At 47.9% G+C, this 26371-nt stretch carries 28 protein-coding genes and 1 tRNA gene; 16 read left to right on the top strand and 13 right to left on the bottom strand.

Annotated elements, in window-relative coordinates; translation table 11 throughout:
• The first annotated feature begins 32 nt into the window (after positions 1-32).
• The gene (locus tag BRW83_RS03050) at positions 33-1076 is read left to right on the top strand and encodes an aldo/keto reductase (RefSeq protein WP_005881651.1); all 1044 of its coding nucleotides are present in this window, start codon (positions 33-35) and stop codon (positions 1074-1076) included.
• A 58-nt stretch (positions 1077-1134) separates the two neighbouring features.
• Here the strand turns inward: BRW83_RS03050 and gstA are convergent, their stop codons facing one another.
• Positions 1135-1734: a glutathione transferase GstA gene (gstA, locus tag BRW83_RS03045; RefSeq protein WP_005881653.1), complete on the bottom strand. Its 600-nt coding sequence runs from the start codon at positions 1732-1734 to the stop codon at positions 1135-1137.
• A 221-nt stretch (positions 1735-1955) separates the two neighbouring features.
• Between gstA and BRW83_RS03040 the strand changes: the two genes are divergently transcribed.
• Positions 1956-2804, top strand: a complete 849-nt coding sequence (locus tag BRW83_RS03040; RefSeq protein WP_005881655.1) for a M48 family metallopeptidase — start codon at positions 1956-1958, stop codon at positions 2802-2804.
• 79 nt (positions 2805-2883) lie between these two features.
• On the opposite strand, the gene BRW83_RS03035 is transcribed toward BRW83_RS03040, so the two are convergent.
• Positions 2884-4641, bottom strand: a complete 1758-nt coding sequence (locus tag BRW83_RS03035; RefSeq protein WP_005881657.1) for a glutamine--tRNA ligase/YqeY domain fusion protein — start codon at positions 4639-4641, stop codon at positions 2884-2886.
• Positions 4642-4791: 150 nt separating this feature from the next.
• Between BRW83_RS03035 and BRW83_RS03030 the strand changes: the two genes are divergently transcribed.
• On the top strand, positions 4792-5436 hold the full coding sequence (locus BRW83_RS03030; RefSeq protein ID WP_005881659.1) for a response regulator: 645 nt from the start codon (positions 4792-4794) through the stop codon (positions 5434-5436).
• 12 nt (positions 5437-5448) lie between these two features.
• Here the strand turns inward: BRW83_RS03030 and plsY are convergent, their stop codons facing one another.
• Positions 5449-6060: a glycerol-3-phosphate 1-O-acyltransferase PlsY gene (plsY, locus tag BRW83_RS03025; protein WP_005881661.1), complete on the bottom strand. Its 612-nt coding sequence runs from the start codon at positions 6058-6060 to the stop codon at positions 5449-5451.
• Positions 6061-6194: 134 nt separating this feature from the next.
• Between plsY and BRW83_RS03020 the strand changes: the two genes are divergently transcribed.
• Positions 6195-7160, top strand: coding sequence for an endonuclease/exonuclease/phosphatase family protein (locus BRW83_RS03020; protein ID WP_005881663.1), 966 nt, complete (start codon positions 6195-6197; stop codon positions 7158-7160).
• 43 nt (positions 7161-7203) lie between these two features.
• Here BRW83_RS03020 and xerD read toward each other — a convergent pair whose 3' ends face one another.
• The 3 genes from xerD to queG form a co-directional block, all read right to left on the bottom strand.
• On the bottom strand, positions 7204-8142 hold the full coding sequence (xerD, locus tag BRW83_RS03015; RefSeq protein ID WP_005881665.1) for a site-specific tyrosine recombinase XerD: 939 nt from the start codon (positions 8140-8142) through the stop codon (positions 7204-7206).
• Complete coding sequence (locus BRW83_RS03010) at positions 8139-8639, bottom strand: methylated-DNA--[protein]-cysteine S-methyltransferase (RefSeq protein WP_005881667.1); 501 nt, start codon at positions 8637-8639, stop codon at positions 8139-8141. Before BRW83_RS03010 ends, xerD begins: the two co-directional genes overlap by 4 nt.
• A gap of 66 nt (positions 8640-8705) precedes the next feature.
• A complete protein-coding gene (gene queG / locus BRW83_RS03005) occupies positions 8706-9803 on the bottom strand; it encodes a tRNA epoxyqueuosine(34) reductase QueG (protein ID WP_036603177.1) in 1098 nt (365 codons plus the stop codon).
• A 112-nt stretch (positions 9804-9915) separates the two neighbouring features.
• Here queG and tsaE point away from each other — a divergent pair, with 112 nt between their 5' ends.
• The 3 genes from tsaE (at position 9916) to BRW83_RS02990 (ending at position 11924) form a co-directional block, all read left to right on the top strand.
• Positions 9916-10401, top strand: coding sequence for a tRNA (adenosine(37)-N6)-threonylcarbamoyltransferase complex ATPase subunit type 1 TsaE (gene tsaE, locus BRW83_RS03000; protein WP_005881668.1), 486 nt, complete (start codon positions 9916-9918; stop codon positions 10399-10401).
• 8 nt (positions 10402-10409) lie between these two features.
• The gene (locus tag BRW83_RS02995; protein ID WP_005881672.1) at positions 10410-11729 is read left to right on the top strand and encodes an N-acetylmuramoyl-L-alanine amidase; all 1320 of its coding nucleotides are present in this window, start codon (positions 10410-10412) and stop codon (positions 11727-11729) included.
• Between the two features lie 119 nt (positions 11730-11848).
• A tRNA-Arg gene (locus tag BRW83_RS02990) sits at positions 11849-11924 on the top strand.
• 75 nt (positions 11925-11999) lie between these two features.
• Here the strand turns inward: BRW83_RS02990 and BRW83_RS02985 are convergent.
• The 3 genes from BRW83_RS02985 to purM all read right to left on the bottom strand — a co-directional run bounded on the left by BRW83_RS02985 (position 12000) and on the right by purM (position 15703).
• The gene (locus tag BRW83_RS02985) at positions 12000-12320 is read right to left on the bottom strand and encodes a hypothetical protein (RefSeq protein ID WP_157661009.1); all 321 of its coding nucleotides are present in this window, start codon (positions 12318-12320) and stop codon (positions 12000-12002) included.
• Between the two features lie 487 nt (positions 12321-12807).
• Positions 12808-14064, bottom strand: coding sequence for an oxalate/formate MFS antiporter (gene oxlT / locus BRW83_RS02975; RefSeq protein WP_005881678.1), 1257 nt, complete (start codon positions 14062-14064; stop codon positions 12808-12810).
• A gap of 595 nt (positions 14065-14659) precedes the next feature.
• Positions 14660-15703 (bottom strand): phosphoribosylformylglycinamidine cyclo-ligase, encoded by a 1044-nt coding sequence (gene purM / locus BRW83_RS02970; RefSeq protein WP_005881682.1) that lies wholly within the window; start codon positions 15701-15703, stop codon positions 14660-14662.
• Positions 15704-15794: 91 nt separating this feature from the next.
• Here purM and BRW83_RS02965 point away from each other — a divergent pair, with 91 nt between their 5' ends.
• The 8 genes from BRW83_RS02965 to BRW83_RS02930 all read left to right on the top strand — a co-directional run bounded on the left by BRW83_RS02965 (position 15795) and on the right by BRW83_RS02930 (position 21754).
• Entirely contained in the window at positions 15795-16874 is a 1080-nt protein-coding gene (locus BRW83_RS02965; protein ID WP_005881684.1) for an AI-2E family transporter, read from the top strand.
• Positions 16875-16882: 8 nt separating this feature from the next.
• Positions 16883-17557, top strand: a complete 675-nt coding sequence (hda, locus tag BRW83_RS02960; RefSeq protein WP_005881686.1) for a DnaA regulatory inactivator Hda — start codon at positions 16883-16885, stop codon at positions 17555-17557.
• A complete protein-coding gene (locus BRW83_RS02955; protein ID WP_005881688.1) occupies positions 17554-18231 on the top strand; it encodes an HAD family hydrolase in 678 nt (225 codons plus the stop codon). Before hda ends, BRW83_RS02955 begins: the two co-directional genes overlap by 4 nt.
• A complete protein-coding gene (pcnB, locus tag BRW83_RS02950) occupies positions 18224-19615 on the top strand; it encodes a polynucleotide adenylyltransferase PcnB (protein WP_005881690.1) in 1392 nt (463 codons plus the stop codon). Before BRW83_RS02955 ends, pcnB begins: the two co-directional genes overlap by 8 nt.
• A gap of 8 nt (positions 19616-19623) precedes the next feature.
• Positions 19624-20109: a 2-amino-4-hydroxy-6-hydroxymethyldihydropteridine diphosphokinase gene (folK, locus tag BRW83_RS02945; RefSeq protein ID WP_005881692.1), complete on the top strand. Its 486-nt coding sequence runs from the start codon at positions 19624-19626 to the stop codon at positions 20107-20109.
• 19 nt (positions 20110-20128) lie between these two features.
• Positions 20129-20479 (top strand): DMT family protein, encoded by a 351-nt coding sequence (locus BRW83_RS02940; RefSeq protein ID WP_005881694.1) that lies wholly within the window; start codon positions 20129-20131, stop codon positions 20477-20479.
• Positions 20480-20574: 95 nt separating this feature from the next.
• Positions 20575-21387, top strand: coding sequence for a 3-methyl-2-oxobutanoate hydroxymethyltransferase (gene panB, locus BRW83_RS02935; RefSeq protein WP_005881696.1), 813 nt, complete (start codon positions 20575-20577; stop codon positions 21385-21387).
• A 157-nt stretch (positions 21388-21544) separates the two neighbouring features.
• A complete protein-coding gene (locus BRW83_RS02930) occupies positions 21545-21754 on the top strand; it encodes a TOBE domain-containing protein (protein WP_005881698.1) in 210 nt (69 codons plus the stop codon).
• Positions 21755-21769: 15 nt separating this feature from the next.
• Here BRW83_RS02930 and can read toward each other — a convergent pair whose 3' ends face one another.
• The 4 genes from can to BRW83_RS02910 form a co-directional block, all read right to left on the bottom strand.
• Positions 21770-22483 (bottom strand): carbonate dehydratase, encoded by a 714-nt coding sequence (gene can / locus BRW83_RS02925; protein WP_005881700.1) that lies wholly within the window; start codon positions 22481-22483, stop codon positions 21770-21772.
• A gap of 43 nt (positions 22484-22526) precedes the next feature.
• A complete protein-coding gene (locus tag BRW83_RS02920) occupies positions 22527-23336 on the bottom strand; it encodes a spermine/spermidine synthase domain-containing protein (RefSeq protein WP_036603987.1) in 810 nt (269 codons plus the stop codon).
• Between the two features lie 263 nt (positions 23337-23599).
• A complete protein-coding gene (gene oxc / locus BRW83_RS02915) occupies positions 23600-25306 on the bottom strand; it encodes an oxalyl-CoA decarboxylase (protein WP_005881708.1) in 1707 nt (568 codons plus the stop codon).
• Between the two features lie 488 nt (positions 25307-25794).
• Positions 25795-26220 carry a phosphatase PAP2 family protein gene (locus tag BRW83_RS02910; protein WP_231284553.1) on the bottom strand — a complete coding sequence of 142 codons (426 nt, stop codon included), beginning with the start codon at positions 26218-26220 and terminating at the stop codon, positions 25795-25797.
• On the opposite strand from BRW83_RS02910, the gene BRW83_RS11940 reads away from it, so the two are divergent.
• A complete protein-coding gene (locus BRW83_RS11940; RefSeq protein WP_231284560.1) occupies positions 26101-26367 on the top strand; it encodes a hypothetical protein in 267 nt (88 codons plus the stop codon). The two genes, BRW83_RS02910 and BRW83_RS11940, sit on opposite strands and share 120 nt — an antisense overlap.
• Positions 26368-26371: the final 4 nt, after the last annotated feature.

The following is a 26371-nucleotide window of genomic DNA, read 5'->3' as shown; positions in this document are numbered from 1 at the left end:
CTGTCTGACAGTCCGCGACGAGGAGCAACGTTATGAAAAAGATCCCTCTGGGTACCAGCAAGATGTTCGTTTCCAAGATAGGCCTTGGAACGATGACTTTCGGCGATCAGAATAACGAGGAAGAAGCTTTTCGTCTGCTCGATTATGCTGTTGAACGGGACATTAATTTTATTGACACGGCAGAGATGTATCCTGTCATGCCTCAGGCAAAAACACAGGGGCTTTCCGAAATCATTATAGGAAACTGGATGCAAAGCCGTGGCAATCGCGACAAAATCGTTCTCGCGACCAAAATAGCCGGCCCTTCCCGTTCGATGCCCTGGATTCGCGATGGGAAAAACGATCTGGACGAAAAGAATATCCGCCTGGCTGTGGAAAGCAGCCTGAAGCGTCTGAAAACGGATTATATCGATCTTTACCAGCTCCACTGGCCGAGCCGGAACGTCCCTTTTTTCGGGAAAAACGTTTTCAATCCAAAAAACGACCGTCCATGTATCCCGATTGAAGAAACACTTGTCGCCCTCGACAAAATGATCTCCGAAGGCAAAATCCGGCATATCGGCATTTCAAACGAATCGGCATGGGGACTGATGGAATACATCAAATTGTCGGAAATGCGCGGGCTGCCGCGTATCGTCTCTATCCAGAATGCCTATAACCTGACTGACCGGCATTTCGAAATCGGAATGGATGAAGTCTGTTTCCGGGAAAATGTCGGCCTGATCGCCTATAGTCCGCTGGCTTTCGGCCAACTTTCGGGCAAATATATCGATAATCCGAAAACGCGTGGTCGCATGACGCTCTTCACTTCCGACTGGATGATGCATTACCGCCGTCCTGCCGTACTTGACGCGACACGTCGTTACGTTGAGCTGGCAAGAGACAATGGCATGACGCCCGCACAGCTTTCACTGGCCTGGTGTTATTCACGCTGGTTTATCGACGCCACTGTTATCGGTGCCACGCAAATGTCGCATCTTCAGGAAAACATCGATGCCATCGATATCTCCCTCTCCGACGAAATCGTCGATCACATCAATGGAATCCATGCATCGATTACCAATCCCGCACTTTGAAACTGAAAAAAGGAGGCTCTGAAATATAGCCCCCTTTTTTCACTCAGGAAAAAATCCGTCACATTCCTTCTTCTGCCAACACTTCTTTAACGCTCGGACGCGAGGCGATTTTCTGACGGTATTGGTCCAGTGCTTTCCATTGTCTGATATCCAGTCCAGCCGCTTCGATCCAGCAGGAGACGGTAAACAGATACGCATCGGCTACAGTGAACTGCTCGCCCATCCAGTAGGGTTTCTGGGTCAACAGGCGATCGACATAATCGAATTCGACCGTCAGCTTGTTCTTTGCCGCTTCTTTTGCGCCTTCATAGGCCGGATTGAAGATCGGAACGAAACTCTTGTGCAATTCCGTAGCAATATAATTCAACGCTTCCATCAGCCGGTACCGTTCCATCGTTCCGGCCTTTGGGGCAAGCTGTTTTTCCGGAACCAGATCGGCCAGATACTGAAGGATGGCGGCTCCTTCTGTCAGTACCTCACCGTTATCCAGCATGAGTGACGGGACAGAACCTTTCGTGTTGACAATATAGTAATCCTCACCGTCTGCGGTTTCCTTGGTGGTCAGATCAACCTGTTCCATCGTGAATGGCAGCCCTGTTTCACGCAAAACGATATGAGGAGAGAGCGAACATGCTCCGGGTGTGTAATACAATTTCATGGTTCCGGCCTTTCAATAGAATGGACATTTTTTAAACTTAATATGCTTGCGCCCGTTTCTCAAGTATCTTAAACATCTCGTGTCATATTTTTGCTCTTTAACGTCATTTCGCGTTAATTCAGACCAATCTTTTCCAAAAATCATTGCAGAAACAGAAATAATATTAAAAAATTAACAATTATCTCTTTACCGATATTTTTCCATATTGAAGGAGTCGTTGTATGAAACGAGTGACGCTTTTACTGGCTGCGATTTTATCGGGAGCCTTTTTTCTTTCAGGATGTCAAAGCACGACCGCCGGTGGCGCCACCAATTCATCCCGCAGCCAGCTGCTTTTGATTTCGTCAGCGGATGTCAATGAAGGGGCCGCCACAGCTTATAAAAAAGAACTGACCAAAGCCCGTGCATCCAACGCACTGAATACGAATGCCAGCTATACCAGACGAGTCAACAATGTTTCAAAACGTCTTATCGCACAGGTCGGCGTATTCCGGCCTGACGCCCTGAAATGGAACTGGGAAGTCAATGTCTTGAACAGCAACGAAGTGAACGCTTACTGCATGCCCGGCGGAAAAATCGCGGTTTATACCGGCATCATCAGCAAGCTGAATCTGACGGACGATGAACTGGCCGCCGTCATCGGACATGAAATCGCTCACGCCCTCCGTGAACACAGCCGCGAACAGATTTCCCAGCAGATTGCGACAGAACAGACCATATCGCTCGTCGGCGCACTGGCCGGATTCGGTTCCACTTCCCAGTCGCTGGCAGGACAGGCAAGCCAGCTGGTCATCGGATTGCCGTTTTCGAGAAAAATGGAAACCGAGGCGGATGTCATGGGAATGGAATTGATGGCCCGTGCCGGTTATAACCCGGAAGCTGCCATCAACGTCTGGAAAAAAATGGCAAAACTCGGCAGTGGCTCGTCACCGGAATTCCTTTCAACTCACCCGTCCGATTCCTCACGCATAGCCAATCTGCAGGCGCAGTTGCCGAAAGTGATGCCGCTTTATCAGGCCACCAAAACCAAAGGCAAAACAGCTGCCGTGACACGAAAGAAAAAGAAATAAGCAACCCTGATATGTAAAAACGGATATAAAAAATCCCGCTTTGAAAGCGGGATTTTTTTATTTCATTACTTCGGAAGATTTACTTCTTTTTACCCCATGAATCCCGCAGGGTAACGGAACGGTTGAATACCGGTTTTCCGGGTTGGGAATCCTTGAGGTCGGCGACAAAATAACCGTGCCGCTCGAACTGGTAGATGTCTCCCGGCTGTGCTGCCGCCAATCCCGGCTCCAGATAGGCCTTGACGATTTCCTTCGAATCCGGATTCAGTGACTGTCGGAAATCCCTGTTATTGGCGTCCGGCGACTCATCCATGAACAGACGGTCGTAAATCCGGACTTCGGCTTCGACCGCGTGGGCACAACTGACCCAGTGAATGTTGCCCTTTACCTTGTATGTGGCGCTGCCTTCCGTCCCGCTTCTGGAATCAGGAAAGTAATTGCAATGAACTGCAGTGACGTTACCGGCTTCATCCTGATCGTAGCCGGTACATTCGACGACGTAACCATAACGCAGACGAACGCGATTTCCCGGGAACAGACGGAAATAGCCTTTTTCAGGATCGATCATGAAATCTTCACGCTCGATCCACAGTTCTTTGGTAATCGGGAAGCGGCGCAAGCCCCGTTCCGGGTAATGCGGGTGAACCGGTGATGTGCACTCTTCCTGCAAGTTGTCAGGAAAATTGTCGATAATCAGTTTCAGCGGATGCAAAACAGCAGCCGCTCTTGGCGCTTTCGGGTCGAGATCGTCTCTCAGACTGCCTTCAAGCGTACTCATGTCGATCCAGCCGTCAGCCTTGGCAACACCGATCCGTTCACAGAAAAGCTGGATCGATTCCGGCGTATAGCCCCGGCGGCGGATACCGACAATGGTCGGCATGCGAGGATCGTCCCAGCCGTCGACGATTTTTTCCTCGACGAGCTGCAGGAGTTTGCGCTTGCTCGTAATCGTGTATGTCAGGTTCAGTCTGGCAAATTCATACTGATGAGGCACAGGCTTCTCAAGGAACCCGCCGATAACCCGACCGTCCGGCAATGTCGTCGTTTCCGAAAGACGTTCCAGAATCCAGTCATAAAACGGCCGGTGATCCTGAAATTCCAGCGTACAGATCGAATGGGTGATGTTTTCCAGTGCATCGGAAATCGGATGCGTGAAATCGTACATTGGATAAATGTTCCATTTATCGCCCGTCCGGTGATGGTGTGCATGACGAATACGGTAAATGACCGGATCACGCATATTCATGTTAGGGGAAGCCATGTCGATTTTGGCTCGCAGGACCCGGGAACCGTCAGGAAATTCTCCCGCTTTCATCCGTCTGAAAAGATCGAGCGATTCCGCTACCGGACGATCCCTGAATGGCGAGTTTTTGCCGGGTTCCGAAAAACTGCCACGGTTTTTGGCCATTTCTTCAGGAGTCTGGTCATCCACATAAGCGTAACCTGCCTCAATCAGATATTCCGCCATCATATAAAGCGTATCGAAATAATCACTGGCGTAATGAAGATAAGGTGTTCCGTCCTGTTCCCAGCTGAATCCAAGCCACTGGACACTGTCCTTGATCGTATCGACGAATTCCTGATCTTCCTTGGTCGGATTGGTATCGTCGAAGCGCAGATGGCAACGACCTGCATAGTCTCTTGCCAGACCGAAGTTCAGACAGATCGATTTGGCATGTCCGATATGAAGATAACCGTTCGGTTCAGGAGGAAAACGGGTGATGACTTTGGGCATCCCCGGACGAGCATAAGTGCCTTTTTCGTTATCGGATTCGATAATGGCACGCAGAAAATTGGATGTTGGCGTGGAATTGCTGTTTTTGTTATCGGCGTTCATGACTTGAATTTAAAAAACGAGTAAGCTACATTTTACCGCGACAATGCATAATGTATAGTGTCGTCACAGTATCTGTTTGACTTATTGGCACCATCGGCTGTTAAACACGGATTAATCCGGCTTTTCAATCATTCATCCCTGGACAACGATATGATCAGAATTGTTATTGCGGACGACCATACCCTGATGCGCGAAGGCCTGAAACGGATATTCGAAGGCAATGATGAAATTACGGTTGTCGGCGAAGCCATCGATGGTTTTTCCGTGATCAGTCAGGTCAGAAAAGGCGGATTCGATATGTTGTTGCTCGATCTGTCGATGCCGGGAAGAAGCGGAATCGATCTGATCCGCCAGATCAGGACCGAAGCACCCAAACTGCCCATTCTGGTGCTGACGATGTATGAAGAAGAGCAATACGCCGTACGCTCCATTCGTGCCGGAGCGCAAGGTTATCTCACCAAGGAAAGTGCCGGCGACCAGCTCGTCAATGCCATCAAAAAAGTGGCTTCCGGACGCCCTTACATCAGCATGGAAGTGGCCGAACAACTCGCTCTCGGCATCATGACTCCCGAAAAGGAAATGCCGCATACGCAGCTCTCGGACAGGGAATTCGAGGTTTTCAATCTGCTTGCCAGTGGCAAATCCATTACGGATATCGGCGCCCAACTACACTTGAGCGTAAAGACAGTAAGCACTCACAAATCGAGAATTCTCACTAAAATGGGGATGCACTCTCTGGCCGAGATCGTCCAGTACGCTGTTACGCAGAACCTGCTCGCCCCTTTTGAAGGCTGATTATTGCGCCGGTCAGCCTGCTTTTTTCTTGCTGCCGATTTTGCTTTCTTTTCCGGAAAGCAGATTGCCGATATTTTTCCAGTGACGACTGATCAAAAAAGCGCTCATGACCACAATCGCCATGAAATAGAGATTGAATCCGTAAAGCAATCCGTAATAGATCGGCGCGAGAATCGCTGCAATCAGGGCTGACAATGACGAATAGCGTGTCAAAACCGCAACACACAGCCAGGTCGCCAGAACGAGCAGACCCAGCCAGGGACTGATTCCCAGCAAGACACCCAATGCAGTCGCGACACCTTTTCCGCCCTTGAAACGGGCGAAAACAGGAAAGAGATGTCCAAGGAATACCGCAACACAAACCATGGCAATACCGGTTTCATTCAATTGAAAATCCGGGCCGAAATGAAACGCCATCCAAACGGCAAACCAACCCTTTGCAGCGTCCCCAAGCAGTGTCAGCAGGGCAGCGAGTTTGTTCCCGCTCCTTAAAACATTGGTCGCTCCGGGATTGCCGGAACCATAGGTGCGTGGATCGGCCAGTCCGAATATTTTGCTGAAAACCAGTGCAAAGGAAACGGAACCGACAAGATAAGCTGCAATGACAAATAAAACCGTATTCATATTTTCAAGGGGCCATATCTTGTGACAAAACAAAATATGGTTACGATGGCATTAGAAATAATGGTAGCGTTTGCTAAGATAGCAAAAAAGAAAATTGTTGCCTATGTCCGCATTGTAGTGGCGAAAGGAAAATTATGCAGCAGGAAATTCGACTTGCGACCTTTAACGTGCGTAATCTTGTATTGCCGGATACCGCCTATTACGACGATCTCGCCGCCTATACTCATGACGAGTATGAAGCGAAAACGGAATGGATCGCCAAAAAGATCGATCAGTCCGATGCGGATGTCATCGGTTTTCAGGAAATCTTTTCCAAAAAGGCGCTGGAACATGTGATTGAAAAATCCCGGCTTTACCGTGATGCCGAACTGATCTGTTTCGATCAGAACAATCCTCCTGCAACGTTGAAACCACAGGTCGCTTTACTGACACGACTGCCACTGGCCGGTTCACCACAGTCACACAAGACATTTCCCAGACAATTCGAGATCACTCTCCCGATAACGGAAACCGTCATCAACCAGTTTTCCCGCCCGGTTCTTGAAGCGCCCGTTTTGCTTCCAAACGGACAGATACTGAATATTTTCGTCGTTCACCTGAAATCGAAACGCCCGGATTTCCTTAATTTCGTCAACAAATCGGACCCGTATCAATATGGTCTTGCCGCCTTGCGTTCTTTGATGAGACGCTCTGCCGATGCGCTCGGTGTCCGTGCACTGGTATCCGAATTCAGGGAAAATAACGCGCTGCCAATCGCCATTTTAGGAGACTTCAACGATTTCTCCCTTGCCATTACAACGACAATCGTTTCCGGGCAGGAACATGAAAGTGAGCAACCACTTCCTCCTTTCTACAAGCTATACGACTGTTACGAAATCCAGACCGACCCGGCCAAAAATCAGGACAAGATTCTGCGTTTTATGGAAGAAAACGGAACAGCCAGAATCGATCATATCTTTGTTTCCGAAGAATTCACGCCAGAAACGGGATACATTACAGGGGCGGTAAAACGGATGATTTACCTTCCAAATGAAGCGGGTCCGGAACGAATCGAAATGTCTGACCATACTCTTGCACTGGCGACAATTCGTCTCAGTTAGACATACAGAAAACTGCAAAGACAAAATTTATCCGTACGTCAGCTCAATCTCCTGATGTGCTTCCTCTTGGATGATGCATGGCATGCAACTGTTTGAGACGCTGTTGGGCCACATGCGTATAAATCTGGGTCGTCGATATATCCGCATGGCCCAGTAATAATTGAACCACTCTCAGATCAGCTCCATGATTCAATAAATGGGTGGCGAACGCATGTCTTAGCGTGTGTGGGGAAAGAGGCTCATGAATACCTGATTTCAATGCGTATTTTTTGATCAGTGTCCAGAACATTTGCCTGGTCATGGCCGTTCCTCTCGCCGTCACAAACAGATAATCTGACATTTTCCCGGCAAGAATCAGGCTGCGAGCGTCCTGCATATACCGTTCCAGCCAAACCCGCGCTTCTTCACCGAACGGGACAAGCCGTGTTTTTTCCCCTTTTCCGATAATACGCAATACGCCCTCGTTCATGCCGACTTCCACCAGTTTCAGGTCCACCAGTTCAGACACGCGCAAGCCGCTCGCATACATCAGTTCGATCATGGCACGGTCACGCAAACCAAGCGACTTTTCCTGATCGGGAGCACCCAGAAGCGCTTCGACCTGAGTCTCGGATAGTGTTTTCGGAAACCGGGCAGCTTGTTTGGCTGCCTTCAGTTTCAGGCAGGGATTTTCAGAGATGCGTCCCAAGCGGAGTTGCAGGCGATAAAAGCGTTTCAATACAGTCAGACGGCGATTTGCCGAAGTTGCCTTCGATTCGGCATGACGAGCCCAGAAGTAATCGTTCAGATGGTTTTGATCGACTTTTAAAAGATCGATGTCAGGACAGTTTTTTTCCAGCCAGCGGGCAAAAAGCAGAAGATCGCGACGATAGGCGTCAAGCGTATTTTTCGATAGTCCGTCTTCCAGCCAGACCGTATCGCAAAATTCGTCAACAAAAGAGTGATTGGCAGAAGACGCCTGCCTGCTGTCTTTTTCCGTCATACGTGCAGAAAACCTTCATGTTTCAAAAGCCAGTATTTGATTCGAACCAGAGGATGGGATGGATCGCCTTCTCCGACGGGCCCTTTCGGTCCTGAAATGGCGATGGCACGATGACTCGGGATGTAAAGCGCCAGCGGGTTTGCCTCGCAAGCCTCACTGATCACTTTAGGGGAAAAATGGAGAATACTGCCCAATTCCCCGTAGGTTTTGACCTCTCCGCAGGGAATCGCCATCAATTCCATCCATATTTTTCGGTGGATCTCCATACCGTCCATATCGACCGGCAAATCCAGACGCATTCCGGGCTTTGCCAGATAATGTTGTATCTGTCTGACCGCTTCAGCTGATAAGGCGTCATGAGGCATTTTTTCCAGAAACATACCCGGAAAAATATGAATGGCCTTAACTTTTCCGAATTGTGTCAATACACCGATAGATCCAAAAGAAGTTTTGACAACGGCACTGCAGGTTTCAGGCAACAAGACTTTATTGTTCATGATTTTCGGCTGAATAAGCCGCTTCTAAAAAAAGTGACTCCAGAATAAAAAATAATGCTGAAATATTCAATCACTTTCATTGGACTGGTTCATTGCCCAGTCGATATGTTCGGTCACCATCTCCGACGCATGTTTTCTTTTTTCAGATAACATGTTCAAAATTTGTTTTCCGGTTTCGTCATCCAGTTTGCTCCTCAAGGCATTTCCAAGGGCAATTGCAATATTTCTGCACCAGCATTCATAACCGATACGACGGATGGGACTCCCTTCTGTATTGTTCAAAAATTCCTTTTCCGTCCATGCAAACAAATCACAAAGTGTGGCGCTGTCCAGTTCATGACGCACACTGAAATCGTCTATATGTGTTTTTTCGGCGAACTTGTTCCACGGACAGACGAGCTGACAATCATCGCAACCATAAATACGGTTACCCATCAATGGACGGAATTCTATTGGAATAACGCCTTTGAACTCGATTGTCAGATAAGAGATGCATTTTCGTGCATCGATCAGTTTATCCCCGATAATCGCCCCCGTCGGACAGGCATCGATACACCGTCGACACTGGCCACAATGCGACGTGACTGCCTCATCGACAGGCAAAGGCAAATCAACCAGCATTTCTCCAATGAAAAAAAGGGAGCCAGCATTCCTGTTTATCAAAAGATTGTTTTTTCCCTGCCAGCCCAGGCCGGCTTTACTGGCAAATGCAACTTCCATGACCGGAGCGGAATCGGCAAATACCCGATAACCGAATGATCCGATTTCCTCTTGCATGCGGTCGGCCAGTTTTTGCAAACGGGAACGGATAACCCGATGGTAATCCCGGCCCCGGGCATACATGGAAACTCTTGCAGCGAGTACATCACTCATTCTGGCCTGTTCTGTATCCTTCCAGTCCAATGCGTCAGAAGACAGATAGTTCATACGGGCAACAATAACACGACGGGTACCTGGCACCAGTTCATCCGGCCGCGACCGCTTCGTCCCGTGCCCGGCCATGTAATTCATTTCCCCGTGGAAATGACATGCAAGCCATTTCTGAAGCCGGATCTCGGCGATACCGGGATCGACATCGGCAATACGAAGTTCCGAAAATCCCAGCTCACGTGCCCAGGATTTGATTTTTACAACAAAATCAGTTAATTGCCCTTCGAATTTCATCAAAATTAACAAAACTTGTTGCCTAGAATGGGAGGATTGTTGGTACTATATGACGAATCGCTCATGAATAGTAAAAATTGTCCCTTGCGAGTGATTTGAAACATCTTTATCAATGCAACAACTGACATTTTATTTAAACGACGAATCCGATACGTGTGAACTGGGAAAATCCCTCGCCCGTGTTCTGGAAAGTGGTCTGAAAATCTATTTGCATGGCGATCTGGGGTCTGGAAAAACGACTTTGACCCGCGCCTTACTGAAAGAAGCGGGACATACGGGCAAAGTCAAAAGCCCGACTTATACTCTGGTTGAACCTTACGTCATCGAATTGAACGGCCATACCGTCGATTTGCTGCATTTTGATTTATATCGAATGAGTTGTCCCGAAGAGTTTCTGGAAGCTGGTTTTCGGGATCATTTTAACGAAGAAACGGTCTGTTTCATCGAATGGGCGGAAAAAGCGGAATCCGCTTTGCCTGCCGCCGATATCGATGTTTCTTTTGAAATAAGCGGGGATGGCAGAACGGTCGAGTTGCGATCTTTATCCGAAAAAGGTTTCCGCTGTCTGGAAAATTTGCGTTTTGTGCCTCACCAATGAGCTGAAAGATGAAACTGTCATTTAGCAAACCCCTCAGCTGGGCTTATTTATTCTTACTGTCGTTCATCTGTGCGATGTCCTTTCCGACATCGGCAATCAGTGGCGATATTGTGGCTGTGAGAACCTGGCCTGCAGAAGACTATACCCGTATCACGCTGGAACATGACGGGAACGTCAAGGCCAAACATTTCCTGCTTTCAAACCCCAACCGGCTGGTGGTCGATGTAGAAGGTTCACAACTCAATGGCGCATTGAAAGAACTGATTTCAAAAATTCAGGCAGACGATCCTTATATCCAGCATGTGCGTGTCGGTCAGTTGAACCCCTCTACCGTTCGTCTGGTTTTCGATCTGAAAGTTGCGGTAAACCCTCAGGTATTCTCCTTGAATCCGGTCGGCAAATACAAGCACCGTCTCGTTCTGGATCTTTATCCGAAAGATCCGATCGATCCGATTGCAGCACTCATTTTAAAGGGCGAATGGAAAACCGAACCCGAGCCGGCAAAAACAGCGGTTATCACCCCACCTAAAAAATCGGCTGTCATCGATCCGCCTGCATCGACTTCTAAAACGTCTTTCTCGCCACCAGTTGCGTCCAAACCCGAAAAAATGCAGCTGAAAAGAATGGTCACCATCGTGATCGATCCGGGTCATGGCGGTGAAGATTCGGGCGCTATCGGAGCAAGGGGAAGCAAGGAAAAAGACGTCGTGCTCTCAATCGGAAAACGCCTCAAGGCCAAAATCGAGCAGCAACCGAACATGCGCGTGGTCATGACTCGTAATGCAGACTTTTTCGTTCCGCTGGGAACGCGCGTACAAAAAGCGAGAGCCGTACAGGCAGACCTGTTCATTTCCATTCACGCCGATGCATTCGTTCAGCCTTCGGCACGAGGTTCCTCTGTCTTTGTCCTGTCTGAAAAGGGCGCATCTTCCACAGCGGCACGCTGGCTCGCCAAACGCGAAAATGCAGCTGACCTGATCGGTGGCGTCAATATCAAGAAACACGACCGTCAATTGGCAAGTGTCTTGCTCGACCTTTCAACAACGGCGCAAATCAACAGCAGTATGAAGCTGGGTAATGCTGTTTTAAGAGAGATGGGCGGTATCAACAAACTGCATAAAGGTTCCGTCGAACAGGCGGCATTCGCCGTCCTCAAAGCGCCTGATATCCCCAGCATTCTGGTGGAAACCGCCTTTATTTCCAACCCGGAAGAGGAAGCCAAGTTAAACGATGATGCCCATCAGGATCGTGTTGCCGATGCCATCATGAACGGGGTGAAAAAATACTTCGCGAAGAACCCGCCGCGTGCCAGAAACAACCTGATTTGAGGCAGATTTAATTAATTGGCCCGGTTTAAAAAACCGGGTATCGGCAGGCCAATTGAGGTAGAATACTGCCTGCATTGTTCGAGTCAGGAGTTTGGTCGGCTTGAACGACGTTTCTTTCCGCGCTCGTAGCTCAATGGATAGAGTACTGCCCTCCGAAGGCAGGGGTTGTGGGTTCGATCCCCGCCGAGCGCGCCATTACCTTCTCTCCACCAAACCTTTTCAATATATCTCCCGGAAATAAAAGCCTTATAAGTTTTTTTGTCTGCTCTTCTATAAGAAAGCTTTTTTGACAGCAAATTCTTCAGGAGAATGTTTCCAGACAAGTTTTTCCTCAAAAACATGCATGTCAGGATTTCTGATCGCACCCAGAGCGATTTCAGTACCCCTACGGGCAAGTTGTGTTCCATCCAGAGGATGATACTGGAAGGAACCGAACAAAGATTCAAACCCGCCCTCTACATGCGAATAAATCGATTGCATCATCGTATAGTCTTCTATAAATGAAACCCCATCCACATGAAGCCTTTTCAGATCACAGACTTTTTTCAGACGGGGGGGGGGGGGGGGGGGGGGTAACAAAGATTGGAGCATAAAAGTGTAATATACCCGGATTCCATCAACCTCCTGCATGACATTCAAATCCGTAGTGGCGTTTGCATCATGGATATTTCATGAATGTTGCCAGGAGAAACGCCACGATCGACAAGGGCTTCCCGACAGGCATTTACTGTCGCATTGCTCAGTGGAACGTTGTACCGGTTTACAAAAATCCCGAAGGTTTTGCATCCCGGACGCAATTGTCGCCCTGCCGCAAAAATGGCATCTTCTTTCCAGTTGGTCGTAAATTTGAACCCCGGTTTTCCCTATGCTTCCTGCTGCTCCAATTGAAAGAAGACTGCAAAAATCAGAAAAAGCTTTTTCATGATACAAAGCTCACGACAGCATAAAACCATCGATTGCCCTGTTTCAAAAAATAAAAAAGCCCGGCGGAAAGCCGGGCTTTTTTGTCTCTTGACGCTATGCGCCTGATTGCTATCCCATGTTTCGGGAATCACATGTTGCTAGCTTAACATTCTGATTAATGTACAGCTTTTTCTTCTGGAGACAATTTGACCATTTTCTTGACTGGACGGCCCATTCTTGGAATAACGAAGGTAGCCAGAGCAAATGCGATGAAAGAAGTAATCGCAGTAATCAGGAAAGCGGTATTCCATCCGAAGTTGGTTGCAATTGCAGCACCCAGACCACCACCGAAGATCGAGGCAGTTGCTTTTGCAGCCCAGAAGAAACCATAGTTTCTGGCAGAGTATGCCGTACCGAAAATATCGCTGTTGGTCGATGGGAACAGAGCGTAGCTACCACCCCATGTGAAGAATGCGATTGCCAACATGGCGATAAAGGCTACATCGCCCAAGGCAGCAATCGTCGGGAAAAGTGCGAGAACAACAGCATTGATACCGAAAACGACGGACATGGTTTTGTAACGGCCGATTTTATCGGAAACGAAACCCCAGAAAGGACGGCAACCACCATTGAACAGGTTCTGGATCGAAACACCGATCGTCAGCACACCTGCGGCAAGACCGAGGCTGCGACCGTAAGGGACGCTGTTGGCAACCAGCAGCAAACCACCAAAGTTAACGGAAAAGAATGCGGTCCACAGAACCCAGAATTGTGGTGTTCTCAGCATTTCGCCAGAATTGAAATCCTTGTCGGTAACAACGATTTGTTTTTTGGCGCCTTGCTGGCCAGGGAAACGGATAACGAAAGCGATCAGGATAATCAGGATACCCATGATCAAACCGGTGTACATGAATGCTGCGCCAACACCTTCAACTTTCAGAACGGAGCTGATCAGTGGCAGGAACGGCAGAACACCCAGACCGTAACCGGCAGCGGTGAAACCGGAAGCCAGACCGCGTTTGTCCGGGAACCATCTGTTAGCCGTGTTCATCGCGATACCGTAAACGATACCAACACCTGCACCGGCCAGAGTATAAAGAGCATACAGAGCAGGAACACTGTCAACCATACCCATGAAGGTCCAGCCAGCGAGAACCATCGCACCACCGAACATCAATGGAATTCTTGGACCGAATTTATCAACGAAGTAACCACCACCAGGCTGAGAACCAGCTTGAATGACCTGAGAGAGTGTGAAAGCCGTCTGAACCGCAGCCAAAGAAACGCCAAGGTTGTCTTTAACCGGGTTAGCGTACAGTGTCCAGGAATATTGGACACCCGAGATCATACACATCAGCAAAACTGCTAATACCAAGTAGAACCAACGATTGCCCAAGAGGCCTGTTGATTGTCCTGTTTGTGGATTATTCATTTTTACAAATTCCCAATCTAGTTAATCCGAAACAGAAATTTCTAAGTGTTACTGTCATTGGAAGTCGCGTATTGAAACGTGCTAGAAATGGCATTTCAAAACACTAACAACGAAATTTCATATTATGTTGCACAACATATGAACTCAGACTACATATTATGTGTGCTACATATGAGATCATATTTCACATTAGCAATTACTTCAAATAAATATATTTCATATTGTCTCTGTGGATTATGATTTTCAGGCATATAAAACAGAGCAGAAAATGGCATGCGAATTCATATTACATTTCATAACATATGCTGTTATATTTCATATGCCGTAAAAAGCAACATCTATTTATTCTTTTATTTACCGGATTCGTTATTGAAAAACGACTGGTTGATTGATGAGTGGCAGATTGAATGGATCTGGAATGATCCGATTGAAAAAGCGGTGCAATGATAACCTGATATTTCTGGAAGAAACATCAGGTAAAAACTGAGTTAAGTTTCCTGAAAACAGAAGAATCGCCGATAAAAAACCCGTCAGGATGTATTCGGCCATTTGGTCAACCGAGCAATCCGGACGGGAACAATTCAGCAAACAGCCGTCATTCGACAATAGTCTGAGGTTCGTCACCTGTACGCTGACGGATTTCACCGATACGGTAAACAGTTTCACCGGCTGATTTCAGTTGAGCCATTGCTGCATCTGCATTTTCCCTGGACACGATAACCACCATGCCAATACCGCAGTTAAAGACGCGATGCATTTCACTGTCAGCCACATTGCCATGTTTTTGCAGCCAGCTGAACAACGGCGGCATCGGCCATGCCTCTTTTTTCAGAACGGCGGTCAGATGTTTTTGCAAAACACGTGGGATATTTTCTACAAGGCCACCACCTGTAATATGAGCCATTCCTTTTACTTGCATGGAATCCATCAGCGCCAGCAGCGGTTTGACGTAAATTCTCGTTGGCGCCATCAGGGCATCTGCCAGAGACCGACCATCCAGATCGGCGTTCAAATCCGGGTTGGCGACTTCGATAATTTTTCGAACCAGTGAAAAACCATTGGAATGAATGCCGGAGGAAGCCAGTCCAAGCACAACGTCACCAGGAACAATCGTGGTGCCGTTGATAAGCTTCGATTTTTCAACCGCACCGACGGCAAATCCGGCCAGATCGTATTCACCATCCGGATACATACTCGGCATTTCTGCCGTTTCACCGCCAATCAATGCACAACCAGCCTGTTCACATCCAAGAGCTACCCCCTTGACGACATCGGTCGCTGTTTTGACATCGAGCTTTCCACAGGCGAAATAGTCGAGAAAAAACAAAGGTTCTGCACCTTGAACCAAAATATCATTTACACTCATTGCCACAAGATCGATACCGACCGTATCATGTCGGTTAAGATGAAATGCGAGCTTGAGCTTCGTACCTACACCGTCGGTACCGGAAACAAGTACAGGTTCCTTGTATTTCTTGCTGATTTCAAAAAGAGCGCCGAATCCGCCAATGCCGCCCAGCACGCCTTCGCGCATGGTACGTTTGGCAAACGGTTTGATAGCCTCTACCAGTGCATCGCCTGCGTCGATATCGACACCGGCATCGCGATAGGAAAGAGATTGATTTGTGGTTGAATTCATGATGAAAATGGGCTGGTGAAGCGTAAAATTATAATAATGTACTATACAGTAGTGTAGTATTTTAACAAATTGATTCCGCAAGTACGAGGCAATGGCAATATTTACCCCACAACAAAGACAAACGGCACTCTGGACGGGTATCGGTATTTTACTGATATTACTCCTTTTGCTGCTGGGTCCGATTCTGACGCCATTCATTGCGGGAGCCATTCTGGCCTACGCCTTGAATCCTGTCGTTGACTGGTTGCGTTCCCTGCGCATAGGCAGCTTCCGGATTCCCCGTCTCGCATCTGTTGTTATCGTCGTCCTCTTTCTGATTTCGCTTGTCACGACTTTTGCTCTGATCATGATCCCGATGCTGCTCAAGGAATGGCCCATTCTTTATGAACAGATTCCTGCTTTCGTCGCAAAGGTAAGCAATCACCTGAACCCTGTCTTAAATGAAATCGGCATACAGATGCCGGTCGATAATGCAGGCGTCAAAAAAATCCTGACCGAGCAATTCTTTCCCAAGGGCGATGGCGTCTGGAAATCATTGATTGCTTCGGCAAAATTCGGCGGTACCGCTGTTTTGACGTGGGCATGGAATCTGATCCTGATTCCTGTCGTGCTGTTTTACCTCTTGCTGGACTGGCATATCCTGACTCGCAAGCTGCGAGACATGATTCCCCGTCGCTGGGTAGGCAAGACTATCCGTTTCTGTCACGAAGTCAACACCATGCTGGCCCAATATCTTCGCGGACAGTTGCTGGTCATGCTGATTTTGTCCATTTATTATTCGCTGGCTCTTGCACTCGCAGGATATAACGTCGCATTGCCAGTCGGTATCATGACCGGCCTGATGGCTTTTGTTCCCTATATCGGCATTTGTATCGGCCTTTTTCTGGCCATTACGGCAACTCTGGTGCAGTTTTCCGGCATGGAAGCATGGGTAACGCTGGGTATCATTTACGGTTTCGGTTATTCTTTCGACGGGTTGTTGATGACACCGAAACTGGTTGGCGACCGGATTCAGCTGCATCCGCTTTTCGTTATTTTCGCCCTGCTCGCTTTCGCACAGCTCTTCGGATTTGTGGGAATTTTGCTCGCCTTGCCGTCTTCAGCCATACTGTCGGTAGCCTATAAACATTTACGAGCCCTCTATCTCGACAGCAATTTCTATAAAAACTGATTTCAACCATGCAACAACTGCTGTTAAACCTGGACACCGGGAATGCACCGTCCCTGGATACCTATCTGACGGGACAAAACGGAGAAGTCGTGCATCTTCTAAGAGAAATAGCCTACCGTACATCCCGGGAGCATTTCGTTTACTTATGGGGCGACAACGCTACTGGCAAAACGCATTTGCTAAAAGCCCTGTCGCAGTTTTCTCCCGCACGCTATATACCTTCTGACGCGCCAGAAACCGATTTCAGTTATTCCCCACAATGTAATCTGTATCTGCTGGACGATTGCGAACGCCTCGATTCCCAAAAACAGATTGCCGCTTTCAATCTTTTCAATCAGGTCCGTGAAAACAACGGTTACATGATCACTTCGGGCCCATGCACACCACTTGCTCTTGATTTGAGAGACGATCTGAAAAGCCGGCTTTGCTGGGGACTGGTTTATCAGATAAAAAGCCTGTCCGACGAAGAAAAAATGGCCGCGTTGAACGAACAAGCCAGGCAAAGGGGATTCACGATTTCGCCAGGTGTGCTACCCTATCTCATTACCCATTATCAACGCGATATGCATTCCCTTTCCATGATACTGGACGCGCTCGACCGTTATTCCCTGCAAACAAAACGTACGATTACATTGCCTTTGCTGCACGATCTTCTGCAGCAAAAACAGGAGCCTGCTGTATGACCAAGACGCTCGCCTTATTTGACCTGGACCATACATTGCTTCCAATCGATTCCGATTATGAGTGGGGACAGTTTCTCGTCCGTATCGGCGCAGTCGATAAAGACCGGTTTGAAAAACGCAACGCCGAATTTTTTGCCCAGTATCAGGCAGGCACGCTTGATGCGGCCGAATATCTCGCCTTCGCGCTGGGAACGTTGGCACAATTTCCAAGACCCCGGCTAAACCGCTGGAGACAGCAATACATGGACGAGGTCATTTCTCCAGCTATCCGATCTTCTGCACGGAATCTGATAGAAAATCACCTTAAAAACAATGATCTTGTCGCTATCGTGACCGCAACCAACAAATTTGTCACCGAACCGATTGCCAAAGCTTTCGGCGTCGATCATCTGATCGCCGCATTGCCTGAAGAAACGGACAGTGGTGAATTCACAGGCGGACTGATTGGCGCGCCAACGTCAGGTGAAGGTAAAATTGCCCATACGGAAAACTGGTTAAGGCAGATGAACCTGTCTTTCGACAGTTTCGACGATACCTATTTCTATAGTGACTCGGATCGGGATCTCCCTCTATTGTCGAAAGTAAATCATCCCGTTGCTGTTAACCCAAACAGTCGTTTGACTGAATATGCCAGAACACAAGGCTGGCCTTTAATGCATTTGTTCCATGATTAACAAGCTGATCCAAAAGATTTTTGGCTCGACACCCAAAACACGGCCATCAGGGAAACCCGTTTCGCTCTCTAAAGAAGAACACGGGATCGATCCCCGTCTTTTGTCCAATAATGCGGTCAGAGTCGTACGTATTTTACAAAACGAAGGCTACGATGCCTTCATTGTCGGGGGTGCCGTTCGTGATCTCCTGCTTGGCTTGAAGCCCAAGGATTTCGATGTCGCCACCAATGCAACACCTGAACAGGTCAAACGCCTTTTCAAGCGTGCATTCCTGATCGGTCGCCGTTTCCAGATCGTTCACGTCATGTTCGGTCAGGATCTGATCGAGGTCACGACATTTCGGGGAGCTTCCGACAAACCCGCCATCAAGGATGAGTCTGGCAGACTGCTTCGCGACAATAATTTCGGAACCCAATCCGAAGATGCGGCCAGACGCGATTTTACGATCAATGCCATGTACTACAATCCAGCCAATCAGGTATTGCTCGATTATCACGGTGGGATCAAGGATCTTCGCAGCAAAACGCTGAGAGTGATCGGCAATCCGGAACAAAGGTACAGGGAAGATCCTGTGCGTATGCTGCGTATCGTCAGATTCGCTGCCAAACTGGGTTTTTCCATAGACAAGACAACCGGCGCACCGATCGCCGCACTTGCACCGTTGATGAACAATGTCCCCTCCGCACGCCTCTTCGACGAGATGCTGAAATTGCTGATGAGCGGACATTCGATGTCCTGCCTGAAGGAATTACGCGCCAGAGGATTGCATCAGGGCTTGCTTCCTTTGCTGGATGTGGCTCTCGAACAGCCAGAGGCGGCTCATTTTATCGAACTTTCTCTTGAAAAAACCGACCAGCGTATCAGGCAAAACAAGCGCATTTCACCGGGATTTTTATTCGCGACATTGCTTTGGACCCAGGTTGAAGAAAAATGGGCCGAGTATCGTGCAAAGGGCGAACATCCTATCCCTGCACTGGTAGCCGCTTCCAGCGATGTACTCGACGTTCAAACGGAAAAACTGGCTATCCAGCGCCGCATTGCAACCGATATGCGGGATATCTGGCTTTTACAGCCGAGACTGGAACGCAGGACAGGCAAATCCCCTTACCGTTTGCTCGAAAACGAGCGTTTCCGTGCCGCTTACGACTTTATGCTGATCCGTTGTGAAGCCGGTGAACTCGAAGCTGAACTGGGCCAATGGTGGACCGAGTTTATCGACGCGTCAGGCGATCGCCGGCAGGAAATGATCGATACGCAGATGAAAAGGGCTCCTGCAGGAAGTCAGGCCAAAAAACGTTCAAGACGTTCAGGACATAGACATCGCAAAAAATCGTCAGCTAAAACAGCTTCTGAAACACAAGATATTATTGAAAAAACGGAATAACCACCCGGATGATGAGTCATACAGCTTATATCGGCATCGGTTCGAATTTGGGGAACGCCCTTCAAAATACGCAACAGGCCATTGATCTTCTGCGAAAAATCCCGAAAACCAGCGTGGAGGCATCTTCGTCCTTGTACCAGACCGCACCGGTGGATGCGTCCGGTGACGATTACATCAATGCCGTTGTCCGATTGAAAACAGAACTCGATGCCTTGACGCTTCTTGAAGAATTATGGCGTATTGAAACCCTTTTCGGCCGCGAGCGCCCTTTCCGAAATGCGCCGAGAACACTGGATATGGATATCCTTCTTTACGATTCGGACTGTATCCAGACAGAGCGCCTCTGCATCCCACATCCCCGCATGACGGAACGCGCTTTCGTTCTGGTACCGCTTCATGAAATTGCACCGGATTTGAATATTCCCGGAAAAGATTCACTCGATACGCTTATCAGGCATCTCGCCCATCAAAAAATCAAACGTGTGACGGCATAAGTACTTTCAGGAGTTTGTCATGTTTCATATTCCCGTTTTTCTGCAAACCGCCGGATTGCTCGTTCTGTCAAACGTGTTCATGACGTTTGCCTGGTACGGCCATTTAAGGAATCTTTCTTCAAGATCCTGGCTGGTTGCCGCCCTGATCAGTTGGGGAATCGCCCTGTTCGAATATCTGCTTCAGGTTCCGGCCAACCGTATCGGTTTTTCCCAGTTCAGTCTGGCCCAGCTGAAAATTCTTCAGGAAGTCATTACCTTAAGCATCTTTGTCCCGTTTGCCGTTTATTACATGGATCAGCCTTTCAAACTGGATTATGTCTGGGCCGCCTTATGCCTTGTCGGAGCGGTTTATTTCATATTTCGCTCATAATTGACATGACATCGTGACAGATCACAAAACAACAGGATATGGTTACGTTTTACAAGCGGTACGCCACCATGTTTTAGTTTTAATAAGGATTCGATATGGCAAGCTATCTTCAGGAACGCAAAACCGTTACAGGCAATACGCTGGCGGCTCTTTACAAAAAACAGGAAAAAATCACAATGCTGACTTGTTACGATGCCAGTTTTGCATCGCTGATGGATCTCTGCGGGGTGGAAATTCTCCTGATCGGCGATTCGCTTGGCATGGTCTGTCAGGGCAAGGATTCAACGCTTCCGGTTTCCATAGAAGAAGTCGCCTATCACACCGAATGTGTTGCAAATGGCAATAAAACGGCCATGATCGTGGCCGATATGCCTTTCGGCACGTATCCCACTCCGGAAGCCGCCTATGAAAATGCGGCTGAACTGATCAAGGCCGGTGCCCATATGGTCAAAATCGAAGGCGGCAGATGGCTGGAGGATACGATACGCTTTTTGACTGAACGTGCTATTCCGGTATGCGGCCACCTTGGCCTGACTCCCCAGTCGGTGCACCAGTTCGGCGGATATCGCGTACAGGGCAAAACCGAGGAAGATGCGGAACGTATTATTGAAGACGCAAAGATTCTTCAGGACGCGGGTGCCAGTATTTTCGTTCTTGAAGCGATTCCTTCTCAATTGGGCAAAAGAGTAACCGAGGCCATATCGGTTCCAACCATCGGTATTGGCGCCGGGCCTGATTGTTCAGGTCAAGTTCTGGTCATGCACGATATGCTGAACGTTTATCCCGGTAAAAAAGCGCGATTTGTCCGTAATTTCATGGAAGGGCAAACGACCATCGAAGGCGCCATCAAGGCGTATGTCGCCGCTGTAAAGGATGGAACATTCCCTGCAGAAGAACATTGTTTCTGACATGAAAAAAAATAAATAAAGCCGACATCATGTCGGCTTTATCTATTTCTGAAATTCATCTGACTTCTTTCTTTGTGTCCAATTCGGCCTCTTGAATAATCGCTTTACATCCTCATCTAAATCAGGAAACGCTTACAGTCAAATACAGGAGAACGCCATGCAAATCAGTGCACGCAATCAGCTCGAAGGTATCGTTCGATCTATCAAGGAAGGCCCAATCAATTCAGAAGTTCAAATCGAAATCGCGCCGGAAATCATGATCACAGCTCAAATCACGACATCTTCGGTCAAACGACTGCAACTGGCTATAGGAAAACCGGCATACGCGCTTATTAAAGCTGATTCAGTCATGGTGGGAGTGGATTAACTACCCGACGCTATCTCAAGGCATACCGATTGGCCGCTCTTTTGGAGGGTCGGTTTCGTAATGGGCAAGACTTTCCGCTTTTTTGGCATGCAATTCTTCCATTGAGCTGATTGTCATGCCCAGATCACGGATCAGGCCGTCATGAACGCCATAAACCCAACCGTGGACGGTCAGTTGCTGACCGCGATTCCATGCGTCCTGAACAATAGTCGTCTGGCAAACATTGGCAACCGATTCGATAACGTTCAACTCACACAGGCGATCGTATTTCACCCTTGGAGGCAAGGTATCGCCAAGGTATTTTTCATGTTTTTGATGAACGTCCTGAACATGACGCAACCAGTTGTCAGCCAGACCGACACGCTGACGCATCATGGCAACGTGAACACCCGAACAATCATAATGGCCTGTCACCATAATATGGCGAACCCTGACGACATCCACTGCAAATTGCATAACGGAGAGACAGGAGAGATCGGTATATGACACGACATTGGCCACATTTCGATGAACGAAAATATCACCCGGCAGCAGATTGGTAATCTGGGTCGAAGGAACACGACTGTCTGAACAACCGATCCAGAAATATTTTGGCAACTGTTGTGTTACCAGACGTGAAAAATAGGCAGGATCGTCTTCAACCATTTGAGCTGCCCATTCTTTATTGCGCTCAAACAGTTGTTTTAGTTCAATATCCAGTGGATCGTATTCATTAAATTTATCTGGCATGTCGGCTCTCTTGAAATTTAGAAATCGTTATCGGCAGGTTTAATCACATCAGGCTATTTTTCAAATCTTTTAACCACTTTTTCGCGTCCAAACCATACTTTTCGCTGATTTGCACAGCGCGGGCGTTCAAATCGTCAATCTTCAATTCGGGTTTTTTCCTGAAAGCAAGCGCGACGACATTGCCTTCCTTGCTTGGTGACAGGCAAATGACCTCCGCAAATGTTTTCTTCATGGCGTCTATATTTTTCTCATAACTGGGATGATCGCCAAACAAATTGACTGTCATCATTCCATTAAAAACGAGACATTGCTTGCATGCCGCATAGAACTCAGGTGTATCAAGAACAGGGCCTTTTGCCGTTGCATCGTATAAATCAACATGCAAAACGTCAAAATGATTGAAATTGTGCTCATCTTGCACGAAGTTCATGGCATCCATTTCCAAAATACCCAATCTTTCATCGGGTTCAGGTACAGCGAACATGGAATGGGCAACAGCGATCACATCCGGATTCAATTCAACGGCTGTAACGATACTATCGGGAAACTCGTGATAACAGAATTTGGTTAATGAACCGGCACCCAGACCCAGTTGTGCAATAGAACGGGGATTCAGATTGAAAAGCAGCCATGCCATCATTTTCCGGCTGTATTCCAGCTCGAGCCAGTTCGGTTTTCTCAAACGCATGGCACCCTGAATCCATTCAGTTCCGAAATGGAGATAGCGCACGCCACCTTGTTCTGAAAGGGTAACTGGGGCGTATCTGATTTTACGCGTCCTGGTTTTTTTGATTCCATCGACAGGAGGTCGGAGTGACTCTTCCTTTTCAATAGACTTTCGTTTAAGAAGCATGATTTGACCGATGATCCGGACAACATTCGAAACGGTTTGATTATCCCGTTTCATGGAAAAAAAAGCCAGCTTTAAAAATGTGTTTATGGCAATTTTCAATAAAAAAGAATGTTTCTCGTGGCTTAAATCTGCTTTTCCGCTCTGAATACTTCAATTTTTCCTGTTTATAAACTGCAAGGTAAAAAAATGCCCTTCAAGTAAACTTGAAGGGCATTCGAACACTTTATGTGACCGGTCGTAACCGGTCATCAAAGTTGGGCTAATTATTTCTTGCCAACTTTACTTACAACGTTCAGGCTCTTGATACGGCCAGATTCGACACCAGCGTCTGGATCGATCATCGCGTTGATCAGGCATGGTTTGCCGGAAGCAACAGCTTCTTCCAGAGCAGCTTTCAGTTCTGCTGGAGTATTGGCAACATAACCTTTACCGCCAAATGCTTCCATCATCATGTCGTAACGACCACGGGTCAGACGGGTACAGGAGATAACGCCTGGTTGTGGATCTGCTTCGTTACCTTTATAGATACCACCATTGTTCATGATGATAACGGTAACTGGCAGGTTGTAACGGCAGATGGTTTCCAGTTCCATACCGGAGAAACCGAATGCGCTATCGCCTTCAACAGCGATAACCGGTTTGCCGGTAACAGCAGCTGCAGCAACGCAGTAGCCCATACCAATACCCATAACACCCCAGGTACCGGAGTCAAGACGTTTGCGTGGTTTCAGCATGTCAACAATCATACGAGTGTTGTCGAGTGCATTAGCGCCTTCGTTAACCAGGGAAATATCCGGATTTGCCAGCATGAAGTCACGAACAACGCCCAGGGAATTGGAGTAGTTCATCATTCCGGATGGGGTTTCGGCAGTCATCTTGCCAGCCAGTTTGGCTTTGTTGCCGTCAACTTTGGCTTTCAGAGCGCCGGTCCATTCAGCGTCAGCTTTTGGAGCGCCTTTCAGTGCTTTGCGGAGCAGGGAAACGGCGGACTTGATGTCACCAACAACTGGTGCAGCGATAGGCTGGTTGCTGTCCATTTCGTTAGCCTGGATGTCGATCTGAACGTATTTCTTCAGTTCGTCGCCCCAGGTTTTGCCTTTACCGTGCTGCATCAGCCAGTTCAGACGAGCGCCGATCAGTACGCAAACGTCACACTGTGCCAGTGCGAAAGCACGGGTTGCAGCAGCGGATTGTGGATGGTTGTCAGGCAGCAGGCCTTTAGCCATACCCATTGGCAGGAATGGGATGCCGGTTTCTTCAACCAGTGCGCGGATTTCGTCGTCGCATTGTGCGTATGCAGCGCCTTTACCCAGCATGATAACTGGACGTTTGGCGTTCTTGATCAGGTCAGCAGCGCGAGCGATAGCGTCTTCAGCAGGAATCTGTGCCGGAGCTGGATCGATTGGTTTGAAGAGCAGTTTGTTAGCTTCTTCTACAGAAATGGTCTGACCGAACAGTTTTGCTGGCAAGTCAACGTAAACACCACCTGGACGTCCGGATACAGCGGTGCGAACTGCACGAGCGATACCGATTGGAATGTCTTTGATGCTGTTGATACGGAAAGAAGCTTTGCAGTGTGGACGTGCAACATTCATCTGATCCATTTCTTCGTAATCGCCCTGTTGCAAATCGACGATTTCACGTTCACTGGAACCGCTCAACAGGATCATTGGGAAGCAGTTGGTGGTTGCATGAGCCAGGGAAGTCACGCCGTTCAGGAAGCCAGGGGCGGAAACGGTCAAGCAAACGCCAGGTTTTCCTTCGATGTAACCGGCGATAGAAGCTGCATAACCTGCGTGTTGTTCGTGACGGAAGCTGTAAAAACGCTGACCGTCATCTTGCCACATACGAGCCAGGTTCGTGATAGGAATGCCGACAACACCATACATGGTATCGATGTCATTCATTTTCAGGGCATCGATCAAAACATGAAAGCCATCAGTCAACTCTACATTGTCGTCGTTACTCATGAGTAATACCTTTCTTTGGTTGGTTTTGATAAACGTTGTTTAACGTCAATTCCGAGTATGCCGCATACCCTTTAAAAATCCCGTTGACCTAGGTCAATTTGGCACCATTGACATAAGTCAATTTGACTTCATTGACCTAGATCAATCCGGCAATATTGATTCAGGTCAATTTAAACAAATCCGCCTGAATACAAATGAAATGCATCTGAAAATTTCACTGCCGGAAAATTGTCCATACAGCATTAAAAACCATAGATTCATTGCATTACACCCAATTTGGAAAAGTAAGGAATAGCCGGGATACCGGCGGCAAAAATGGATTCCAAAACCACATGAGATCTTTGGAGATGTCTGGCACACCGGAAGTAGGGAAAACACGTGCCGTCAATATATTCCTGATTGCCACAGAGGAAGGACATCTCATCTTGCTCAGCAAAGATCAGGGAGCAAAAAGTCAGCTGACTGATGACACGGATTTTCTTCTTTTATCACAGATAACGTTTTTTCAGACTGAAAAGAACGTTGTTTGCCAGCCACGCACTGAATGCTCCGATAGCGAATCCTGACACAACGTCAAACGGGAAATGCATTCCCAGATTGATCCGCGACAGTCCGACCCACACTATATATATGAGCAGAATTGCTTTCAGCATGATCTTGTTCGTTCTCATCCAGAATGTGGCGGCTATCAGCATGGCGAAAGCCGAATGGCCACTTGGAAAACTGTATGGTGAATCCGGTATTTCCCATGAATGAACGACATATGAACCGAAGACAACTGAAGGTCTCGGCATATGCAATCCGAACTTCAGGACTGTTACAAGGATGCCCGTGATGATATAGCCGACCAAAAGCAAAAACACTATTTCGGATATCTGTATTTTTCTGAATCCGGGAATGGCTATTTTCCGCATCGGAAAAAACAGTCCGGCCACGAGAAAAAGAGGAAGCACCCAGAACATATTGAAAAAATTGCCCAGCACCGTTCCGACATTCATAAAAATGTCGAGGGATGGATATCGGTATTGATTGATGATACAAAAAAGAAAATTATTCATTAGCCTG

The sequence above is a fragment of the Oxalobacter formigenes genome (assembly GCF_002127965.1).
Lineage (GTDB): Bacteria > Pseudomonadota > Gammaproteobacteria > Burkholderiales > Burkholderiaceae_D > Oxalobacter > Oxalobacter formigenes.
Note: the sequence above shows the minus strand (reverse complement) of the source record. Positions and strands in the feature narration are given on the sequence as shown.

Excerpts from the sequence above, each read along its gene's own strand:
- BRW83_RS03050 (WP_005881651.1), top strand. The coding sequence starts at position 33 with ATGAAAAAGATCCCTCTGGGTACCAGCAAGATGTTCGTTTCCAAGATA.
- gstA (WP_005881653.1), bottom strand. The coding sequence starts at position 1,734 with ATGAAATTGTATTACACACCCGGAGCATGTTCGCTCTCTCCTCATATC.
- BRW83_RS03040 (WP_005881655.1), top strand. The coding sequence starts at position 1,956 with ATGAAACGAGTGACGCTTTTACTGGCTGCGATTTTATCGGGAGCCTTT.
- BRW83_RS03035 (WP_005881657.1), bottom strand. The coding sequence starts at position 4,641 with ATGAACGCCGATAACAAAAACAGCAATTCCACGCCAACATCCAATTTT.
- BRW83_RS03030 (WP_005881659.1), top strand. The coding sequence starts at position 4,792 with ATGATCAGAATTGTTATTGCGGACGACCATACCCTGATGCGCGAAGGC.
- plsY (WP_005881661.1), bottom strand. The coding sequence starts at position 6,060 with ATGAATACGGTTTTATTTGTCATTGCAGCTTATCTTGTCGGTTCCGTT.
- BRW83_RS03020 (WP_005881663.1), top strand. The coding sequence starts at position 6,195 with ATGCAGCAGGAAATTCGACTTGCGACCTTTAACGTGCGTAATCTTGTA.
- xerD (WP_005881665.1), bottom strand. The coding sequence starts at position 8,142 with ATGACGGAAAAAGACAGCAGGCAGGCGTCTTCTGCCAATCACTCTTTT.
- BRW83_RS03010 (WP_005881667.1), bottom strand. The coding sequence starts at position 8,639 with ATGAACAATAAAGTCTTGTTGCCTGAAACCTGCAGTGCCGTTGTCAAA.
- queG (WP_036603177.1), bottom strand. The coding sequence starts at position 9,803 with ATGAAATTCGAAGGGCAATTAACTGATTTTGTTGTAAAAATCAAATCC.
- tsaE (WP_005881668.1), top strand. The coding sequence starts at position 9,916 with ATGCAACAACTGACATTTTATTTAAACGACGAATCCGATACGTGTGAA.
- BRW83_RS02995 (WP_005881672.1), top strand. The coding sequence starts at position 10,410 with ATGAAACTGTCATTTAGCAAACCCCTCAGCTGGGCTTATTTATTCTTA.
- BRW83_RS02985 (WP_157661009.1), bottom strand. The coding sequence starts at position 12,320 with ATGCTCCAATCTTTGTTACCCCCCCCCCCCCCCCCCCCCCGTCTGAAA.
- oxlT (WP_005881678.1), bottom strand. The coding sequence starts at position 14,064 with ATGAATAATCCACAAACAGGACAATCAACAGGCCTCTTGGGCAATCGT.
- purM (WP_005881682.1), bottom strand. The coding sequence starts at position 15,703 with ATGAATTCAACCACAAATCAATCTCTTTCCTATCGCGATGCCGGTGTC.
- BRW83_RS02965 (WP_005881684.1), top strand. The coding sequence starts at position 15,795 with ATGGCAATATTTACCCCACAACAAAGACAAACGGCACTCTGGACGGGT.
- hda (WP_005881686.1), top strand. The coding sequence starts at position 16,883 with ATGCAACAACTGCTGTTAAACCTGGACACCGGGAATGCACCGTCCCTG.
- BRW83_RS02955 (WP_005881688.1), top strand. The coding sequence starts at position 17,554 with ATGACCAAGACGCTCGCCTTATTTGACCTGGACCATACATTGCTTCCA.
- pcnB (WP_005881690.1), top strand. The coding sequence starts at position 18,224 with ATGATTAACAAGCTGATCCAAAAGATTTTTGGCTCGACACCCAAAACA.
- folK (WP_005881692.1), top strand. The coding sequence starts at position 19,624 with ATGATGAGTCATACAGCTTATATCGGCATCGGTTCGAATTTGGGGAAC.
- BRW83_RS02940 (WP_005881694.1), top strand. The coding sequence starts at position 20,129 with ATGTTTCATATTCCCGTTTTTCTGCAAACCGCCGGATTGCTCGTTCTG.
- panB (WP_005881696.1), top strand. The coding sequence starts at position 20,575 with ATGGCAAGCTATCTTCAGGAACGCAAAACCGTTACAGGCAATACGCTG.
- BRW83_RS02930 (WP_005881698.1), top strand. The coding sequence starts at position 21,545 with ATGCAAATCAGTGCACGCAATCAGCTCGAAGGTATCGTTCGATCTATC.
- can (WP_005881700.1), bottom strand. The coding sequence starts at position 22,483 with ATGCCAGATAAATTTAATGAATACGATCCACTGGATATTGAACTAAAA.
- BRW83_RS02920 (WP_036603987.1), bottom strand. The coding sequence starts at position 23,336 with ATGCTTCTTAAACGAAAGTCTATTGAAAAGGAAGAGTCACTCCGACCT.
- oxc (WP_005881708.1), bottom strand. The coding sequence starts at position 25,306 with ATGAGTAACGACGACAATGTAGAGTTGACTGATGGCTTTCATGTTTTG.
- BRW83_RS11940 (WP_231284560.1), top strand. The coding sequence starts at position 26,101 with ATGCAATCCGAACTTCAGGACTGTTACAAGGATGCCCGTGATGATATA.
- BRW83_RS02910 (WP_231284553.1), bottom strand. The coding sequence starts at position 26,220 with ATGCGGAAAATAGCCATTCCCGGATTCAGAAAAATACAGATATCCGAA.